The sequence below is a fragment of the Jingyaoa shaoxingensis genome, from assembly GCF_014385005.1.
GTDB lineage: Bacteria > Bacillota > Clostridia > Lachnospirales > Lachnospiraceae > Marvinbryantia > Marvinbryantia shaoxingensis.
In genome coordinates this window covers 324,016-343,545 of sequence record NZ_JACRSZ010000001.1, presented here as the reverse complement: position 1 = coordinate 343,545, position 19,530 = coordinate 324,016, and the positions used below count along the sequence as shown (strand labels likewise).

The 19,530-nt window shown below is 44.6% G+C and carries 18 protein-coding genes; 16 read left to right on the top strand and 2 right to left on the bottom strand.

Annotated features, from left to right (window positions below; translation table 11 throughout):
- Positions 1 to 46: 46 nt before the first annotated feature.
- Together H8716_RS01665 and H8716_RS01660 are read left to right on the top strand one after the other, a co-directional pair.
- Positions 47 to 742, top strand: coding sequence for a M15 family metallopeptidase (locus H8716_RS01665; RefSeq protein ID WP_249306739.1), 696 nt, complete (start codon positions 47 to 49; stop codon positions 740 to 742).
- Positions 743 to 746: 4 nt separating this feature from the next.
- Entirely contained in the window at positions 747 to 959 is a 213-nt protein-coding gene (locus tag H8716_RS01660; RefSeq protein WP_249306738.1) for a hypothetical protein, read from the top strand.
- 125 nt (positions 960 to 1,084) lie between these two features.
- Here H8716_RS01660 and H8716_RS01655 read toward each other — a convergent pair whose 3' ends face one another.
- Complete coding sequence (locus tag H8716_RS01655) at positions 1,085 to 1,390, bottom strand: helix-turn-helix domain-containing protein (protein WP_249306737.1); 306 nt, start codon at positions 1,388 to 1,390, stop codon at positions 1,085 to 1,087.
- Positions 1,391 to 1,757: 367 nt separating this feature from the next.
- Between H8716_RS01655 and H8716_RS01650 the strand changes: the two genes are divergently transcribed.
- The 7 genes from H8716_RS01650 to sigG all read left to right on the top strand — a co-directional run bounded on the left by H8716_RS01650 (position 1,758) and on the right by sigG (position 8,444).
- Positions 1,758 to 2,102 carry a hypothetical protein gene (locus H8716_RS01650; RefSeq protein ID WP_249306736.1) on the top strand — a complete coding sequence of 115 codons (345 nt, stop codon included), beginning with the start codon at positions 1,758 to 1,760 and terminating at the stop codon, positions 2,100 to 2,102.
- Positions 2,103 to 2,263: 161 nt separating this feature from the next.
- Positions 2,264 to 3,040: a ZIP family metal transporter gene (locus H8716_RS01645; protein WP_249306735.1), complete on the top strand. Its 777-nt coding sequence runs from the start codon at positions 2,264 to 2,266 to the stop codon at positions 3,038 to 3,040.
- A 139-nt stretch (positions 3,041 to 3,179) separates the two neighbouring features.
- Positions 3,180 to 3,878 (top strand): response regulator transcription factor, encoded by a 699-nt coding sequence (locus tag H8716_RS01640; RefSeq protein ID WP_249306734.1) that lies wholly within the window; start codon positions 3,180 to 3,182, stop codon positions 3,876 to 3,878.
- Positions 3,875 to 5,767: a sensor histidine kinase gene (locus H8716_RS01635; RefSeq protein ID WP_249306733.1), complete on the top strand. Its 1,893-nt coding sequence runs from the start codon at positions 3,875 to 3,877 to the stop codon at positions 5,765 to 5,767. Before H8716_RS01640 ends, H8716_RS01635 begins: the two co-directional genes overlap by 4 nt.
- A gap of 213 nt (positions 5,768 to 5,980) precedes the next feature.
- On the top strand, positions 5,981 to 6,799 hold the full coding sequence (locus H8716_RS01630; RefSeq protein ID WP_249306732.1) for a sigma-E processing peptidase SpoIIGA: 819 nt from the start codon (positions 5,981 to 5,983) through the stop codon (positions 6,797 to 6,799).
- A gap of 72 nt (positions 6,800 to 6,871) precedes the next feature.
- Positions 6,872 to 7,570, top strand: coding sequence for an RNA polymerase sporulation sigma factor SigE (gene sigE / locus H8716_RS01625; RefSeq protein WP_330606445.1), 699 nt, complete (start codon positions 6,872 to 6,874; stop codon positions 7,568 to 7,570).
- Between the two features lie 94 nt (positions 7,571 to 7,664).
- Positions 7,665 to 8,444, top strand: a complete 780-nt coding sequence (gene sigG, locus H8716_RS01620) for an RNA polymerase sporulation sigma factor SigG (protein ID WP_249306730.1) — start codon at positions 7,665 to 7,667, stop codon at positions 8,442 to 8,444.
- An 80-nt stretch (positions 8,445 to 8,524) separates the two neighbouring features.
- Here sigG and H8716_RS01615 read toward each other — a convergent pair whose 3' ends face one another.
- Positions 8,525 to 8,776, bottom strand: a complete 252-nt coding sequence (locus tag H8716_RS01615; RefSeq protein WP_249306729.1) for a YlmC/YmxH family sporulation protein — start codon at positions 8,774 to 8,776, stop codon at positions 8,525 to 8,527.
- Between the two features lie 109 nt (positions 8,777 to 8,885).
- On the opposite strand from H8716_RS01615, the gene nrdR reads away from it, so the two are divergent.
- The 7 genes from nrdR (at position 8,886) to H8716_RS01580 (ending at position 19,504) form a co-directional block, all read left to right on the top strand.
- The gene (gene nrdR / locus H8716_RS01610) at positions 8,886 to 9,335 is read left to right on the top strand and encodes a transcriptional regulator NrdR (protein ID WP_249307204.1); all 450 of its coding nucleotides are present in this window, start codon (positions 8,886 to 8,888) and stop codon (positions 9,333 to 9,335) included.
- A 54-nt stretch (positions 9,336 to 9,389) separates the two neighbouring features.
- On the top strand, positions 9,390 to 12,926 hold the full coding sequence (locus H8716_RS01605) for a DUF5717 family protein (RefSeq protein ID WP_249306728.1): 3,537 nt from the start codon (positions 9,390 to 9,392) through the stop codon (positions 12,924 to 12,926).
- Between the two features lie 19 nt (positions 12,927 to 12,945).
- On the top strand, positions 12,946 to 14,091 hold the full coding sequence (locus H8716_RS01600; protein ID WP_249306727.1) for a DUF5716 family protein: 1,146 nt from the start codon (positions 12,946 to 12,948) through the stop codon (positions 14,089 to 14,091).
- A gap of 18 nt (positions 14,092 to 14,109) precedes the next feature.
- On the top strand, positions 14,110 to 14,910 hold the full coding sequence (locus tag H8716_RS01595; RefSeq protein WP_249306726.1) for a hypothetical protein: 801 nt from the start codon (positions 14,110 to 14,112) through the stop codon (positions 14,908 to 14,910).
- Between the two features lie 133 nt (positions 14,911 to 15,043).
- Positions 15,044 to 16,492, top strand: coding sequence for an amidophosphoribosyltransferase (purF, locus tag H8716_RS01590; protein WP_249306725.1), 1,449 nt, complete (start codon positions 15,044 to 15,046; stop codon positions 16,490 to 16,492).
- A 96-nt stretch (positions 16,493 to 16,588) separates the two neighbouring features.
- Positions 16,589 to 18,019 (top strand): adenylosuccinate lyase, encoded by a 1,431-nt coding sequence (purB, locus tag H8716_RS01585; protein WP_330606408.1) that lies wholly within the window; start codon positions 16,589 to 16,591, stop codon positions 18,017 to 18,019.
- Positions 18,020 to 18,220: 201 nt separating this feature from the next.
- The gene (locus H8716_RS01580; RefSeq protein ID WP_249306723.1) at positions 18,221 to 19,504 is read left to right on the top strand and encodes an adenylosuccinate synthase; all 1,284 of its coding nucleotides are present in this window, start codon (positions 18,221 to 18,223) and stop codon (positions 19,502 to 19,504) included.
- Positions 19,505 to 19,530 lie beyond the last annotated feature (26 nt).

Below are 19,530 nucleotides of genomic sequence, written 5' to 3'. Positions count from 1 at the left end.
CACTCTTGAAACGACTAAGAATTTTATAAAATATAAAGGTATAATAATGAGAAATACATGTGTAACCTATATAGTAGCACTGGCCGGTATGCTGATCCTGCAACCATCACCGGTGCAGGCAGCGAAAGCAGATGAGCCTGTTTTTACCTCATCTGAGATCGCAGAGGGGGACGAAGTCTATAACCGTATTAATGGCAAGTCTTATCAGGAGAATGAGAATATTTCATTAGAGGATCTGCGTTATCTGCAAATATCTCATTATGACTTTGATCATGAAATACAGACTGGGGAACTGATTGTGAATGCAGAACTGGCAGATGAAGTGCTGGAGATTTTTCAGGAGCTATATGATGCAGAATATGAAATTGCATCCATGCATCTGATTGATGATTACTGGGTGAATGAGGATCCGGATCAGGCAGATACGAACTCCATCGATCACAATAATACTTCGGCTTTTTGCTACCGTGTAGTGACTGGCGGACAGAATCTTTCCAGACATGCCTATGGCTGTGCCATTGACATCAATCCACAGCAGAATCCCTATCTGACACTGGAAGAGGACGGAACCTATTACTGCGATCATGAAAATGCACTGGAATATATGGATCGCTCACTAGAGGATGTGCACGAGATTAAAGAAGGGGATGTCTGCTGGCAGGTGTTTACCGATCATGGCTTTACCTGGGGTGGAAGCTGGACAAACCCGAAAGATTACCAGCATTTTGAGAAAAGAATGTAAATGTATGGAACAAAATTTACATCCAGGAAACTCCGGTAAGGCAACGGTGACATTGAACTACTGGAAAGGCGGCAAAAAATATTCCAACAAATTTAGAATTGTGGTACGCCGATATGAGAATCCATTTGCAGCATTGAAAGCCGGAAAAGTGTCTGTGAAAAAACAATTGAAAAATGCACCTACAGAGTATTTACAACGGATAACGCATATTATTTAGACGATTAATAATTTAAAAATTATTGAGGACAGAACCGATTTCGCGGTTCTGTCCTTCTTTGCCTTACGAGTCATTTCCTGACATGCCGTGTAGAATCGGGAGTGTTGGTTCCGAAAGCACCAGATTTATTTTATACGGTCGATAAGCTGACAGAGAAGCTGAAGGTCATCATCCCCCATTTCACTGGCTTTTTCGATCATATTTTTTAAAAGTGCCGGATTTTCGATTTTTTCATTGAAGAATTCTGCCGGGGTCACATCTAAATAATCGCAGATGTATAAAAATTCGGTCATGGAGGGCATAGCCCGTCCTGACACAATACTTTGAATATAGCTCTTGCTGTGACCGAGGTCCAGGCTCATTTTGTACTCGGACACGTTTTTCTTCATGCGAAGCTGTGTCAATCGTTCTCTTATGAAATTTTCTTCCATGTCGTTTCCTCTTTTGTAAATGTAATGTAAAAATGATTAGTTGTCTGTGGGAACACAGACAGTATAGAACTATTTTAACTGGAAAAAGATGACAAAATGGACGATTAAAAACGGAACATCGCAATAGAAATACCTATATAAGCGAGAGTAACAATGATATTAATACTATTTGAAAACAGAATATAAAACAAATTGACACGCCTGAATTAGTATAATATAATTTAAACAAATAATATGAAAGATTAATACAGGAACAAACAGTAACAGCCGAATACAGCAGAAAATTAAAATAATGTAACTGTTCAGAACCCACTGTTCCGTGAAGGTATCTGAACAGTTACAAATAATAAAGATGGAGAGAAAAGATATGTCATCAGGGGATGAAAAACACAGAATGTCACGGAGTATATTTAAGATCGAACTTGTTATTCTTGGAATCATAATAGGACTTATTCTGTGGTGGCAGGGATATCTGTTTTGTTCAGATGCAGCCATCAAAAGGATGATAGCAATATATAAATTACGCATTCTTTATGCTCAGGGCGGAATCTGGGAGATCATAAAGATCGTATGGTGGGCTGCAGGACTGATAGCAACGATACTGCTTTACCTGTCTTATATAGCCAATGAAGTTACAGAAAGCCTGATTTCCAGAAAAGAGCGCAAAGTCAGTTCGGAACATAAAGGAAGCGAACATTTCATGAAAAAATAATTGTGCGAACTACCACCGGTCTCATACTGAGATGCGGTGGTTTTGTGTATACTGAAAATAAGAACCGGGAAAAAAGAATGTAATTGACAAGTTAGATAAGACTAACATATAATGTGTTCGTGGTAATGACAAACATCCGTGTATATGAAAGGATTTTGCATATGAATATTTTTATTGGCATTTTGATCCCTTTTCTGGGCACATCCCTTGGAGCAGCCTGTGTTTTCTTTATGAAAAGAGGACTGAGTGATCTGGTGCAGCGTTCTCTGACTGGATTTGCGTCCGGAGTCATGGTAGCTGCATCTATCTGGAGTCTTCTGATTCCGGCACTGGAGCAGTCGGCAGACTTAGGAGTATGGCAGTTCGTTCCGGTGGCTGTTGGATTCTGGATCGGAATTTTCTTTTTACTGATGCTGGACCGCGCTGTTCCACATCTTCATCAGAACAGTGAAAAGGCAGAGGAACCAAGAAGTGGATTTCAGAGAACGACCATGATGATTCTGGCAGTCACCCTTCACAACATTCCGGAGGGAATGGCAGTGGGCGTGGTCTATGCCGGATACCGGCTGGGAAATGCGAGCATCACAGCGGCCGGAGCATTTGCTCTGTCCCTGGGTATTGCCATACAGAACTTCCCGGAAGGCGCAATTATCTCCATGCCTCTTCGCGCAGAGGGAATGAAAAAGTCCAGAGCATTTGCCGGAGGGGTTCTGTCAGGAATCGTTGAGCCCATCGGAGCCATGCTGACCATACTGGTATCTGGCCTGATCGTTCCCGTATTGCCATATCTGCTCAGCTTCGCAGCCGGAGCCATGCTGTATGTCGTAGTAGAGGAACTCATCCCGGAGATGTTCCAGGGAGACCACACCAATCTGGGGACCATCTTCTTTGCAGTAGGATTCAGCATCATGATGATACTGGATGTTACCCTGGGATAATGCAGCACATTGGTTCAAGTAATAACGCACATCAGATATCTTTATGAAATATCTTCATCAAATCTTAATCCTATTCCTACTTTCATCTTAACCGATACCTGTAGTACAATATCCACAGATGAAAGGGGAGAGGAAAATTATGCCGAACATATTAATCTGTGATGACGAGAAGGACATCGTCAATGCACTGAAAATCTATTTATCAGATCCGGATTATCAGATTTTTGAAGCATACAATGGCAGGGAAGCAGTGGAGCTCCTGGACAGACAGGAGATTCATCTGATCCTGATGGACATTATGATGCCTCAGATGGACGGGATCACAGCCATGACAAAGATCCGTGAAAAAAGCAATATACCCATTATTCTACTGACAGCGAAAAGTGAGGATGCAGATAAGATACTGGGACTGAATGTAGGGGCAGACGACTATATTACCAAGCCGTTTCACCCACTGGAAGTAACTGCCAGAGTGAAGTCGCAGTTAAGGAGATACCTGAAGCTGGGTGGAGGCGTTCAAAACAGTGAAGTGTATACAATTGGCGGAATTGAATTAAGGGATAAGGAAAAAGAAGTCTATGTGGACGGAAACCAGATTTCCCTGACACCAAAAGAATTTGAAATACTGAAATTATTTCTTGCCAATCCGGGCAAAGTATTCTCACCGAAGGAGATTTATGCCGAAGTGTGGAAGGAGAAGCCAATCGGAACAGATAACACGGTGGCGGTACACATTCGGCACATCCGGGAAAAAATAGAGATCAATCCGGCAGAACCCAGATATCTGAAGGTGGTATTCGGACAGGGATATAAGCTGGAGAAAGGACGAAAATCATGAGGCAGTTTTGGAGAACAGTAACAGGAAAGATGTTATTATTTCTGTCATGCGGAGTGTGCGGCATTCTATTTGCAGCAACTATACTGGGAAGCGTGGTAATGGTGGAGACGGATTTTTACACCAGAGAGGAAAAGGCAATCAGGGAAGAGGTTTTCAATGGACTGCTGTCAAGAGAAGGGCGGAGTCTTACCTGGAAGCTGGAAAATGATAGTTTGTCAGAGGAAGAGGCGCAGGGCAGTACAGGAAATCTTACCTGGCAGATTGTTGGGATGGATGGAAAAGTCAAAGCCGGGGTGAAAGACTCCAAAGAAAAGTGGCAGTATACAGAATATTATGAAGTGTATGAAAACGAGGAGGGAGTGTGGACTTATCCCGTATATGATACTCATGTGAAAACAAGTCAGGATCAGAAGTATGATATTGTTCATTTTAATATTGATGAGTCACTGGCAAAACAGGATGCATTTTTCATTGCAGGAAAAGTGGTTCATATCCTCTATGGCATTAGATATACAATATATATTATTATGGCATTTGCTTTTGTCCTTGGCCTGATCAGTTTTGTGACACTGATGAACGTGACTGGAAGGAGAACAGGCAGTACAGAACTTTACACAGGGCCTCTTTACGGGATACCGGCAGATCTGCTAACTGTGATAATAGGAACTTGCTGGCTGGTGATGAGTATGGCGGTGTTAAGTATGGTTAACAGCAATATTGCAGATTTTATGCTGGCAGGCGGACTTGTTCTGATTATAGGCAATACCTTCCTGGGATACTGCATGAGCATTGCAGCCAGAGTAAAGGGAAAGACTCTATGGAAAAATACCCTGATTTACAAAGGATTATATTTGCTGAAAAAAATCTGCAAGGGAAGCCTGTATATACTGATGGAGATTCCGGTGATCTGGAAAGTAATATTAGGGGCAGGTATTCTTTCTTTTCTGGAGTTTTTTGGAATAATCGCATTCAGTTATGATACAGGAAATCTGGTGGCATTCTGGCTTTTGGAAAAAGCAGTCATTTTTCCGATTGTTTTCTACGGAGCACTGATGATAAAGAAGCTGCAAAAAGGAGCAGCAGCCCTGGCAGAAGGCGAACTGGCATATCAGATCGATACAAAACCTATGAGGGGAGATTTTAAAAAGCAGGGAGAAGATCTGAACAGTATTGCTTCCGGAATGAGTCTTGCAGTGGAAAAACAGTTAAAGAGTGAGCGGATGAAGACGGAACTGATTACCAATGTATCACACGATATCAAAACGCCACTGACTTCTATCATCAATTATGCAGATCTGATTGGAAAAGAACCATGTGAGAATGAGAAGATTACCGAGTATGCAGAAGTATTGGTCAGACAATCTGTACGTCTGAAAAGATTAATAGAAGATCTGGTGGAAGCATCCAAGGCCTCTACCGGCAATCTGGAAGTCTGCCTGCAGCCATGTGTTGCGTCGGTATTTTTGATACAGGCGGATGGAGAATACGAGGAAAAACTGCAAAAAGCAGATCTGACGCTGGTGGTGCAGCAGCCGGACAGCGAGATTCGAATTCTTGCCGACGGAAGAAGGATGTGGAGAGTCTTTGATAATCTGATGAACAACATCTGTAAATATGCACAGCCGGGAACCAGAGTCTATCTGATCCTGGAGGAAAAAGAAAAGAAGGCTGTGATCACATTTAAGAATACATCAAGGGATGCACTGAATATATCAGAAGAAGAGCTGATGGAACGGTTCGTGCGGGGAGACAGTTCCAGAAATACAGAAGGAAACGGACTGGGTCTGTCCATTGCCAGAAGCCTGACAGAACTTCAGAAGGGAACACTGAGCATCAAGATCGACGGCGATCTTTTCAAAGCAGTACTGGAATTCCAGGTGATAGAATAGAAAAAGTGAAAAGCACATATTCTGTACGAAATGAAGACAGAATGTGGAAAAAGAGACAGAAGTGATGGTTAAGACAACGGTTACTTCTGTTTTTTTTGTCGGATAGAGCCGTCGAAAATCATCGGTGAATATCCCAAAATCCAGTCCTTCGTTTGACAAAATCTGTAGGGGAAAATCGGTATACTTACTTGCATAACAGGCGGGAGGCGAATCGTGATTTACGAGTTTTATCTGGATATCTATTTTCTGGAAAATCTGGTAATGAATTATACCGTGTTACGAATGATCACGATTATAGAGAAGAAATATTCTTCCAGAATACGATGTCTGCTGACAGCAGTGTCCGGCAGCCTGGCAATGTGTCTGATGATGATTCTTGAAGTATATAAAGTACAATGGATGACGGCAATTGTATGCATGACAGTGGAGGCAGGTATGACATTGGCTGCTTTTGTCTGGCAGGGTTGGAAAAAATTAATGTATAGAGCAGTGATATTTCGCCTGCTGTCATTACTGGCGGAAGGAAGCTGGCAGATATTGAGGGACTATTTTCACATGCCATTTCCATACAGTATGGCCGCAGGTATTTTATTGCCTTTTTTGGTATTGCTGAAGGTACGCACAAGGGAACAGAAGGAACAGTTTCTCTATCCTGTGACAGTGGTGTTTCGCGGCAGGCAGAAGCAGCTTACGGCACTGTGGGACAGTGGCAACCAGCTCAAACAGCCACTGACGGGACGACCGGTACATATCATAGAACTGGAGTCTGTGCAGCCACTTCTGGAAGAAGAGGAACGAAGAGAACTGATGCTTCTGCTGGAATTGAAAGCGTCAGAATGTCCGTCAGGTATATTTTCTTTCGTACCCTATCAGAGCATCGGAAAAAAACATGGAATACTTCCTGTCCTGAAACTGGATGAGATCCGGGTGGAAAAAGAAAATGAAACAGTGGATACACCAGAAGTACTGGCAGCCGTAAGCAAAGATGCGGTGAGCCGGACGGGAGCATATCAGATGATACTGCATCCCTGACAGAACGTGAAAGGCAGGAGGGAATGAAACATGTTAGCAAAAGCGAGTATACCACAGACACTTCCGGTTCAGATGCTGGCACCGGTGTCAGAATTCATGTGGAGAAGAAAAAATGAGATACATTATATAGGAGGGAGCGAAGTGCTTCCGGCACCGTTGGAACCGGAGAAAGAGGCACAGGCAATCGAAAGTCTCGTCGGGGAGACTTCTGCACAGGCAAGGGAACTGTTAATTGAACATAATCTTCGGCTGGTAGTGTACATTGCCAAGAAATTCGATAATACCGGTGTGGGTGTGGAAGACTTAATTTCTATCGGAACCATAGGGCTGATCAAGGCAATTAATACCTACAATCCGGATAAGAAAATCAAACTTGCCACTTATGCATCCAGGTGTATTGAGAATGAGATCCTGATGCACTTGCGGCGGACGAATAAGATCCGGCTGGAAGTATCCTTTGATGAACCTCTGAATGTAGACTGGGACGGGAACGAACTGTTATTATCCGATATCCTTGGGACAGATGAGGATGTGATTTACCGGGATTTGGAAATGGAAGTGGAATACCGCCTTTTAAGAAAAGCAATTGCCAGACTGAGTGACCGGGAACGTGTGATTATACAGCTGCGTTTTGGACTGGGCAGCCGGGAAGGAAAAGAAAAAACACAAAAAGAAGTGGCAGACATGCTTGGAATCTCTCAGTCTTATATCTCCAGACTGGAAAAGAAGATCATAGGACGGCTCCGAAAGGAAATTGTCAAGGGCTATTAATTTTTATATTTTTCGGGAAACCGCATAATCAGTGATATTTGTGAGAATTCTTTAAATAGAAATGAGGTAACACAAGTTTAGGAGGATTCTTGCGATGGCACTGAATAAAGTGGAAATATGCGGAGTAAATACAGCAAAGCTGCCGGTTTTGACAGAAGCGGAGAAAGAAGCATTATTCTGTAAGATCAAGCAGGGAGACATGGAAGCAAGAGAACAGTATATTAAAGGCAATTTGAGACTGGTGCTCAGCGTCATAAAGCGGTTTTCCGGAAGTAATGAGAATGCAGATGACCTGTTTCAGATCGGCTGTATCGGACTGATGAAAGCAATCGACAATTTTAATACGGAACTTGATGTGAAGTTTTCTACGTATGCAGTTCCCATGATTATCGGAGAAATACGGCGTTATCTCAGGGATAATAACGTGATCCGGGTCAGTAGATCTCTTCGGGATACTGCATACAAGGCACTTTACACCAGAGAAGCGTATACCAAAAAGCATTTGAAGGAACCTACCATTAACGAGATCGCAGAGGAAATCGGTATCGCAAAAGAAGAGATTGTATATGCCATGGACGCCATACAGAATCCCTTAAGTCTCTACGATCCGGTGTATTCAGAGGGCGGAGATGCTCTTTATGTAATGGATCAGATCAGTGATAAGAAAAACAAAGAAGAAAACTGGGTAGAATCCATTGCCCTGCGGGATGCCATGTCCAGACTGAGTGACCGGGAACGGAGAATTATCAATATGCGTTTTTATGAGGGTAAGACCCAGATGGAAGTGGCAGACGAGATCTGCATCTCCCAGGCACAGGTCAGCCGTCTGGAGAAAAATGCGCTGAAAGCCATGCGAAGTTACCTGAAACCGTAGATATCACCGTCTGGACGGAGATAATTTCCAAGACCGTATGCATTACGGTCCGGATGTATTCGACCCTGAAAATACAGGCGTTATCGTTTGGGCGGATGTGGTTCTTTCAACTCCACCAGAATGATTTCATCCCCGATCTGACAGATACAGTGCCAGGGAATCAGACATTCATGATCTCTGCCAAACAGCGTGGAAAAGCGTCCGGGACCCGGAACGATCAGAGCAAGTACCTGCCCGTTTTGGGGATCAATATCCACATCGATGACACAGCCCATGGAGGCACAGGAACATACATTAATAACTTCTTTCTGACGAAGTTCACACAATCTCATAGCGACACCTGAAAAAAATTCTTTCATACCAGTATATGCAATTGACATCCAGACTTCTATTAGGCTATACTTGAAACTGGGAATAGAAATGAACGGGGGAACAATTCAGATGAAGTGTCCATTTTGTAATCAGGATGATACCAGAGTAGTAGATTCCAGACCGGTGGATGACAACAGTTCCATTCGCCGCCGCCGGATGTGTGATGCCTGCGGAAAGCGCTTTACTACCTATGAGAAGGTAGAGACCATACCACTGATCGTGATCAAGAAGGATCAGAACAGGGAGCAGTACGATCGCAGGAAGATTGAGAATGGGGTGATCAGGGCCTGCTATAAGCGGCCGATTTCCGCCCAGCAGATCACGAAAGTCGTGGATCAGATTGAGAATCAGGTGTTTGGAAGAGAAGAACGGGAAGTCAGCAGTGAAGTGATCGGGGAGCTTGTTATGGATCAGTTAAAGGATCTGGATCCGGTTGCTTATGTGCGGTTTGCATCGGTCTATCGGGAATTTAAAGATGTGAACACCTTTATGGATGAATTAAAAAAACTGTTAAAATAAAAAGAGAGTGGGGAGCTGTGTTGCAGCTCCCTGCTCTTTATGGGGAAGATTCGATTGAAGAAGAGAATAAATGAATTACTAAACGGAAAATTTACAGATTTACAGAATACGCTGGAGCTGTCTGAGCAGCGGATCTGTGCCAGGACAATGGAAAATGAGAACTTCTTCGGCAAGTTTTCCATTTTGTCACCGGCAGAGAAAAGCATACAGGGATTTGTGCAGTCTACCAATCCAAGAGTGGGGCTGCGTCCGGACAGTTTTGCGGGGATCGGTGAGACCATACGGTATGAAGCTGATGTGAAGGGAATGGAAGCAGGAGAGGTTCTGAAGGGCGAATTCCTGCTGAACACTTCTGCCGGGGAGTATCGTCTGCCGTATGAGATTACCGTAGAGAACCGTCAGGAGGAGCGCAGGGAAGTGCAGGTACCGTTTCTGACACCGGAGCAGTTCGCAGCTCTGGCAAAAGAAGACTTCACCAGAGCTTACTTACTGTTTGTATCCGGTGCTTTTCGCAGAATGATACGTGAGTGGGGGCAGAACAGCCAGACACTGTATGACGGACTTCTGGCAGAGGGAGTGTCTTATCGCAGTCTGGAACAGTTTCTTGTGGGAATGGGAACCAAAGAAGCCATTTCTGTGGAATCGGAGAATCATCATCTGGTATTGTCCGATATCACTGAGACTCGGAAAGAAGAACTGGTTATCCGTAAGAATACATGGGGATTCGCAGTACTTACCATTTCCTGTGATGCAGAGTTTCTCACACTGGAAAAGACACAGATTACTACGGAAGAATTTGTCGGAAGTGTATACCATCTTGGATTTATGGTGAATCAGGAGAAGCTGCATGCAGGAAAACAGTTTGCCAGAATTATCATTTCTACTGGCCTGGAAGAAATGACCTGTGTTGTGGAGGTACAGAATTCGGCGAAAAGGGCAGCAGAAGGGATGCTGCACAGGCAGAAGAAAGAAGTGGTAAGAGTACTGTCTATGTACATTTGTTACCGTACCGGCAGAATGGAGCAGAAGAAGTGGGCGAAAGAGACTCTGCATGCGCTGGACCGTTACCGCAGGGCAGAAGGCAGACATATCTTCTATGATCTGTATGAGAGCTATGTACTGTTTCAGATGCAGGATTCTATTCAGGCAGAACTTCTTCTTGGACAGGTACAGGAGCGGAAAGAGGAACTGAAGGACGGCAGATGGCAGGCATGTTATCTCTATCTGACCACGATGCAGAATAAAGAGGAAGAATATCAGGAATATGTGCAGAAGAAGATACAGGAACTTTATCTGGAACATCAGGAGAGCTGGATATTGCTGTGGCTGATGCTGCGTGTGAATGGACAGATGTACCGCAATGATACGGAACGGCTGGAAGAGATCAGACTGAAGTATCTTCAGGGAGTGCATAGCCCGGTGCTGTATCTGGATGCCTGTGATATTCTGAAGAAGGAACCACTGATGCTGCGCAGGCTGGAAGGATTCGAAGTCCATTTGCTGGCATTTTTGTGCAGGAATCAGGTCTTTGACCGGGAAATCAGCGGACAGGCAGCGCAGCTCGCTCAGAGGCTGAGTGGATTCGATCCAATCCTGTTCCGTGTACTGACAGCATGTTACAGGGAGTCGCCGACGAAGAACCTGTTGTCTGCCATTTGCAAGATGCTTATGGATGGCCGGAAAAAAGAAAAAAAATATGCAGTGTGGTTCGCAAGAGGTGTAATGCAGGACGTGAGAATCACAGGTCTGTATGAAGCTTTTATAGAGACGGCAGACCATCTGGAAGCAAATGAACTCCCGATGGCAATAAGATTGTATTTTGTATACCACAATACATTAGACTCAGTACGCAAGGCGTCAATCTATGCGGCGGTGATCCGCAACCGTGACCAGGATGAACAGACCTATGCAAGCTATCGCAAGGGAATGGGACTGTTTATGGAAGAACAGCTTGCGGAAGGAAAAGTAAGCCGTGATCTGGTGGAACTTTATAAAGATCTGCTGGCTGATGCTGTGATGACACCGCGGCTTGCATCAGGACTGGAGAAAGTGCTGTTTACTTACGAGATTACCTGTCAGATGCCTGGTATACGTCATCTGATTGTGATACACAGGGCATTGGAGCTGGAACAGAAAGCGGCGGTCACAGACGGAAAAGCACTGGTACAGATTATGACGCCGGATTACGTGCTTCTGGCAGAAGACAGGGAAGGTCGCAGATATGCGGCAGGTCCTTACTGTATACAGACAAGACTCATGGAACAGCCACAGATGGAAGCACTGTGCCGCAGATATCTGGAGCAGCCGCACCGGATGCTGTTGCACGACTGTATGACCGGAGAGAAAACGGTACAGATCCAGGAAGAGAAGATGGAGCAGTATCTGATGCTGTTGAAGGTGTCAGAGCTGAAAGAAAGTTACAGAGAAGAATTAAAAGGACGATTGCTGGAATTTTTTTCACAGCATCCGTCCCATGAGGCGGCAGAGAGGTTCCTGGAGGCGGCAGATCTTACGGTTATGGCACAGCACCAGATGACAGCAGCAGCCAGACTGTTAAGCGGTCAGGACCGTTACCGGGAGTTATATCAGCTTATCTGTATCTATGGAATAGAAAAAGTGGAACTGCAGATTCTGGTACGTATGTGCAGCAGTCTGCTGACGGAAGATGAGATGGAACAGGACAGAATGTTCCTGGCAGTATGTGTATACTGCTTTGAAAAGAAACTGTATGATGAGAAGATGCTGGCATACCTTATGAAAAATTATGAAGGCTCACTGGAACTGATGAAAGAGATCTGGAGAGCCGGTCAGACATTTAAACTGGAATCTTTTGAACTGGAAGAGAAGATATTGGTACTGCTTCTGTTTTTACAGCAGGGATCAGAACATACAGAAGAGATTTTTGTATCTTATGAGAAAAAGATGGGCAAGTCCAGAATATGCAGGGCGTATGTTACCTGGATGTCCTATGAATCCTTTGTGCGGGAAAAATATGTGGAATGGCCGGTTTTTGCATATATGGAGAAACATATGCTCGGCATAGTGGGAACACCGGATATCTGCAAACTGGCACTGTTGAAGCGTTATACGGAACGAAAAGAAAAGAGTGCCGGCCAGCAGAAGTGGATGATTTATTTGTTGGAGAAGTACCTGGAACAGGGAATGCATTTTGCATTTATGCAGAAGCTTCCGGGCAGACTGAAAGAAAGGTATCATCTGTATGACAAGTATATTCTGGAATATCATGCGGAGCCGGGAAAAGAACTTGTGCTGCATTACCGTTATGGAGATCAGGAGGAAAAGAAAGTTTCCATGCCGGAGATCTTTGAAGGAATCTATGTAAAAGAATTCACGTTATTTTATAAAGACAGACTGGAGTGGTATGTGGCAGAGGAGGAAGAGACGGAAGAACCAAAATGGCAGTCGTATTCCCATACTGCACCGGCATCACGTCATGGCGGAACCAGATATGATCTGGTGAATCAGATGATTGCGGCACGGGAGCAGGGAGATCTGACACAGCTGGAGAACCTGCACAGACGCTATGCAGGACAGAAGTATCTGGTGGAATCCATTTTTGGATTAAATTAGGAAGCAGGAGCAAAAAGAGATGAAGAGAATGATCATAGGACTGGATCTGGAAAAAGAATATTCACAGATATCCTATTACAGTGACCGGGCAGGAGAGCCGGAAACAGTCAGTATTGTGGAAAATCAGGATAAATACCTGATTCCCACACCGGAAGGTCTGCTAAGGGAACGGGGAAAAGAGAAAGTCAGAGATCTGGCAGAATTTATCAAATCCTGCATTTCATATCTGCGTCCGATTTCCCGTATGACGGACATTTTTCTGATGATTACTATGCGAGAGATACAGCAGCCGTGGATAGACTGGCTGCATGATGCCTGCCAGATGCTGGGTATGGATCGGGAGAATGTTTTTCTGCAGAGTTATCAGGAAAGCTTTTTCTATTATGTACTGAATCAAAAAAAAGAACTGTGGAATCATGATGCGGCGCTGTTTGAATATACCCAGTCAGGTATTCGCTCCTGGCTTATGAAGATAGATAACAGGACAAGACCGGCACTGGTTACCGTGATACAGGGAGAGAAGATCCATCTGGGCAGTCCGGCGGGAAGAAGTGAGGCAGAATGGAATACGGTAAGGGATCAGAAGTTTCTGGAGTTGATTCAAAGTACATTTCAGGAAGAGATTGTATCCTCTACGTTCTTAATCGGGGACAGTTTTGACAAAACATGGGCAGTGGAATCCCTCCAGTACCTCTGCAGGAAGCGGCATGTATTCCAGGGAAAGAACCTGTATACAAAAGGAGCATGTTATGCGATGTGCCATAAGCTTCACATCGGAAAGAATCTGGATGCATGGCTGTATCAGAGTGAGGACATGACAGAGTACAATATCAGCATGCAGATGAATATCCGGGGACAGAAGACGGACTATATGCTGCTCAGCGCTGGAATGAACTGGTATGATGCACAGAACCGTTGTGAGATTCTGCTGGATGAAGGAAAGGAACTGGTGCTGTATGCAAGATCCATGAGGGGCGGAGAGACGTCCAGCTTCACCATTGGACTGAAGGGATTGCCGGAGCGCCCGTTAAAAACCACCCGCTTAAGAATCAGTCTGGCATATCAGTCAGCAAAAGTATGCAAGGTAACTGTGAAAGATATGGGATTCGGTGAATTTTTCCCATCTTCCGGACTGATTTGGGAAAGCATGCTGAATATGGAGTAAAGAAAGGAGATTTTTGGTATGAGCAGTTATTATTTGTGCAGAACCGAATGTGCCGAAAAGCCCTTTTATATAGAGAGTATCGGAAAAAATATTTATTCACTGGAGGAATTGTGTTACTATTTTGGCCAGTATATCTATCTGATTGATGAATCCGTGATGAATCTGGAACTCTGTAAATGGACCGGAAGCGAGCTGGGGCTGGAAAAGCTGAAGAACAGGCTGATGCGGGCACTGGAACGGGAAAACCCGGAAGAATTTGTCCTGGCAGTTTTCCAGGAATGTGGTTATCTGGGCCGGCAGGAACTGAAGTTGTTTCAGGAACAGTTTGCAGAGATTCTCATGGAACCGGAAGAGGTGCGCAGAAAAATGAAAGCAGACTATCTGGTGGAATTCGGCAGGTATGTGATCGCACTTCAGGAATATGAGAAGATCCTTTCCGGTCAGAAAAGGGGGAAAATGGGGATGCAGTTTTATGCCGTTGTTCAGGAGAACATGGCGGCAGCATACGCCCGTCTGTTTGAGTTTGAAGAGGCAGCCCGCTGTCTATGGGAGTCTTACCAGACCATGAAGTCAAAAAAAGTATATGAAAAATATCTGCGTATTCTGCCGTTGTTTCTCTCGGAAAAGAAATATCAGGAACGGCTGGAGCAGATCAGGGCAGACCGTAAAGGTGCCATGGAACTGTGGGAAGACAGTCAGAGTATTATACAGGAAGGAATGGAAGATGACGAAAAGGAGACACGCAGCCAGGAGCAGTGGAGACAGCTGACCGACCATATGAAGACAGAATATCTGAGGAACACGGCAGGTGGCATGTGAAGTTTGGCTTGTAATTTGATTTTTCATACGTTATGATGTTAAGGTCGAATGATGTTAGGTATTTCTGACTTTTGACCCTGACGTCAGAGTGTATTAGGTGGGGAGAAATCAGCAAACAGCGAGGAGATGTCTTATGAAAAAACCAGGGGTCCATCAGCAGATGGAAGTAGAGGAAAAGCTGCGTGAAGAATGCGGCGTATTTGGGATGTATGACTTGGACGGAAAAGACGTTGCGGCATCCATATATTATGGATTGTTTGCACTGCAGCACCGTGGACAGGAAAGCTGTGGTATCGCGGTCAGCGAGACGAACGGACCCAAAGGGAAGGTTACTTCCTATAAGGGCATGGGACTGGTAAACGAAGTATTTACCGGAGAAGAACTGGAGCAGATGCGCGGGGATATCGGAGTTGGACATGTGAGATATTCTACGGCGGGAGCCAGTACCAGAGAGAATGCCCAACCACTGGTTCTGAACTACGTGAAGGGAACGCTGGCGCTTGCACATAACGGGAACCTGATCAATGCACCGGAGCTGCGTGAAGAACTGGCTTATTCCGGCGCGATTTTCCAGACTACCATTGATTCGGAAGTTGTGGCATATCACATTGCACGGGAACGTGTTAAGACGAAGAATGTAGAGAGTGCAGTACTTAATGCAATGAAGAAGATCAAGGGTGCCTACTCACTGGTTATCATGTCACCAAGAAAACTGATTGGTGCCAGAGATCCGTTTGGATTTAAGCCACTGTGTATCGGTAAGAGAGATAATGCATACATCATTACATCTGAGACCTGTGCACTGGAGACTCTGGGAGCAGAATATATCCGGGATATTGAGCCGGGAGAAGTGGTGACGATTACAAAAGACGGTATCAAATCCGATACCTCCATGTGTCTGCCTAAGGAGCAGCAGGCACGCTGTATTTTTGAATATATTTATTTTGCAAGACCGGACAGCCATATCGACGGCGTCAGTGTATATGGATCCAGAATCAAGGCAGGAAGATTTCTGGCAATGGATTCACCGGTGGAAGCGGATATTGTAGTGGGTGTACCGGAGTCGGGAAATGCGGCAGCCATGGGATATGCCATGGAATCCGGAATCCCTTACGGAACTGCGTTTGTGAAAAACAGTTATGTGGGAAGAACTTTTATCAAGCCGAAGCAGAGTACCAGAGAGTCCAGTGTTAAGATTAAGCTGAATGTGCTGCGGGAGGCTGTGGCCGGAAAACGAGTCATTATGATTGATGACTCCATTGTCCGTGGAACGACCAGTGACCGGATTGTGAAGATGCTCAGAGACGCAGGCGCAACAGAAGTGCATATGCGTGTCAGTTCACCGCCATTTCTGTGGCCATGTTATTTTGGTACTGACGTGCCGGCAAGAGAACAACTGATTGCATACAACCGTTCGGTAGAAGAGATCCGTCAGATCATCGGTGCAGACAGCCTTGGCTATCTGAAGATCGAGAGACTAAAAGAACTGGTAAACGGCCTGGACATCTGTGAGGGATGTTTTACAGGCAGGTACCCGATGGAACCACCGAAAGATGACATCCGCGGAGAGTATGACAAGTAAGCAGGAAGAATCAGGAATATTACGGATGGTTGAATATCGGGAATATCTGCTTTCCGTATAATAATAAATAATATATAAACAGGAAGGAAAATGAATATGAACGACAGATATCAGAGCCCATTATCAGAAAGATATGCAAGCAAAGAAATGCAGTACATTTTTTCACCGGATATGAAGTTCAGAACCTGGAGAAAGCTGTGGATTGCCCTGGCAGAGACAGAGAAGGAACTGGGACTGAACATCACCCAGGAGCAGATTGATGAACTGAAGGCGCATGCAGAGGATATCAATTACGATGTGGCAAAAGAAAGAGAAAAAATTGTCCGTCATGATGTCATGTCTCACGTATACGCATATGGAGTACAGTGCCCAAAAGCAAAAGGAATCATCCATTTAGGTGCCACATCCTGTTATGTGGGAGACAACACAGATATCATCGTTATGTCAGAGGCTCTGAAGCTGGTTCGCAAGAAACTGGTGAATGTGATTGCAGAGCTGGCTAAATTTGCAGATACTTACAAGAATCAGCCGACACTGGCATTCACCCATTTCCAGCCGGCACAGCCGACTACAGTAGGAAAGAGAGCTACACTGTGGCTGCAGGAATTCATGATGGATCTGGAAGATCTGACCTATGTGCAGGGAACTTTAAAACTGCTTGGAAGTAAGGGAACCACAGGAACCCAGGCAAGCTTTCTGGAACTGTTTGAAGGAGATCAGGAGACCATTGATAAGATCGACCCGATGATTGCAAAGAAGATGGGGTTTGAAGCTTGTTATCCGGTATCCGGACAGACCTATTCCAGAAAAGTGGATACAAGAGTTCTGAATATACTGGCAGGTATTGCAGCCAGTGCCCACAAGATGTCCAATGATATCCGTCTTCTCCAGCATCTGAAAGAAGTAGAAGAGCCGTTTGAAAAGACACAGATCGGATCTTCTGCTATGGCTTATAAGAGAAATCCAATGAGAAGTGAGAGAATCGCTTCCCTGTCCAGATATGTACTGTGTGATGCACTGAATCCGGCAATTACATCCGCAACCCAGTGGTTTGAGAGAACGCTGGATGACTCTGCCAACAAACGTCTGTCCATTCCGGAAGGCTTTCTGGCAATCGATGGTATCCTGGATCTGTGCCTGAATGTGGTAGACGGACTGGTAGTATATCCGAAGGTAATTGAAAAACATATGATGGCAGAACTGCCATTTATGGCGACCGAAAATATTATGATGGATGCGGTGAAAGCAGGCGGAGACAGACAGGAACTTCATGAAAGAATTCGTGAACTTTCTATGGAAGCCGGCAAGACCGTCAAAGTAGAAGGAAAAGATAACAATCTTCTGGAACTGATCGCAGCAGACCCTGCATTTAACCTGTCACTGGAAGACCTGCAGAAGTCCATGGATCCATCCAGGTATGTGGGAAGAGCACCACGCCAGGTAGAAGTATTCTTAAGAGATGTGGTGAATCCGGTACTGGAATCCAACAAAGAAGTGCTGGGAATGAAAGCTGAAATAAACGTATAATTACAGTATCAGAGATATTCAAAGAGTAATCCGCAGGGTAACAAAAAAAAGGTTGTACAACCGACATATTTTGGGTTATAATACCCGTGGTGCAAAAAACATTACTGGTCACGAAGTGGACAGTGAGCAACTAACACGATATGTAGACTGCCTGGGACAGAGATGTTCCGGGTAGTTAGCAATGTTTAAATGGAGGAAATTATGGTACAGGCAGTAGTTGGAGCAAACTGGGGAGATGAAGGTAAGGGTAAGATCACAGATATGCTCGCAGAAAAAGCAGACATTATTGTGCGTTTCCAGGGCGGAGCAAATGCCGGACACACGATCGTAAATGATTATGGTAAGTTCGCACTGCATACATTACCGTCAGGTGTTTTTTATAATCACACAACAAGCATCATCGGAAACGGTGTTGCCCTGAACATTCCTGTTTTGTTTAATGAAGTAAAGAGTATTGTAGATCGTGGCGTTCCGATGCCGAAGATTCTGGTATCAGACCGAGCACAGATGGTGATGTCCTATCACATTCTGTTCGACCAGTATGAAGAAGAACGTCTGGGTGGAAAGTCCTTTGGATCCACAAAATCAGGAATTGCCCCGTTCTATTCAGATAAATATGCCAAAATTGGTTTCCAGGTGAGTGAACTCTTTGATGAAGATCTGTTAAAAGAGAAAGTGGTTCGTATCTGTGAACAGAAAAATGTAATTCTGAAATATCTTTATCACAAGCCGGAACTGAAGCCGGAAGACTTACTGGAAGAACTTCACAATTATAAGAAAATGGTAGAGCCGTTTGTATGTGACACATCCGCATATCTGTGGAATGCGATCAAAGAGGGCAAGCAGATCCTGTTAGAAGGTCAGCTTGGTTCCCTGAAGGATCCGGATCACGGAATTTATCCAATGGTAACTTCTTCATCCACACTGGCAGCATACGGTGCCATCGGTGCAGGTATCCCGCCATATGAGATTCGGAAGATTGTAACTGTTGTAAAAGCATACTCCAGCGCAGTTGGTGCAGGCGCATTTGTCAGTGAGATCTTTGGTGATGAAGCAGATGAACTTCGTAAGAGAGGCGGAGATGGCGGAGAATTCGGAGCAACAACAGGACGTCCAAGACGTATGGGATGGTTCGACTGTGTGGCTTCCAAATACGGATGCCGTATTCAGGGTACCACAGATGTTGCATTCACAGTACTGGATGTACTGGGATATCTGGATGAGATCCCTGTATGTGTCGGATATGAAATCGACGGTGAAGTAACGACAGACTTCCCAACCACAGCAAAACTGGAAAAAGCAAAACCGGTTCTGAAAAAGCTCCCGGGATGGAAGTGCGATATCCGCGGTATTAAGACATATGAAGAACTGCCGGAAAACTGCAGAAAATACATCGAGTTTATTGAAGAACAGATTGGCTTCCCGATTACTATGGTATCAAACGGACCGGGAAGACATGACATCATTTACAGAAATGTAAAATAAGATAATATGAAGATATAGAAAAGGCC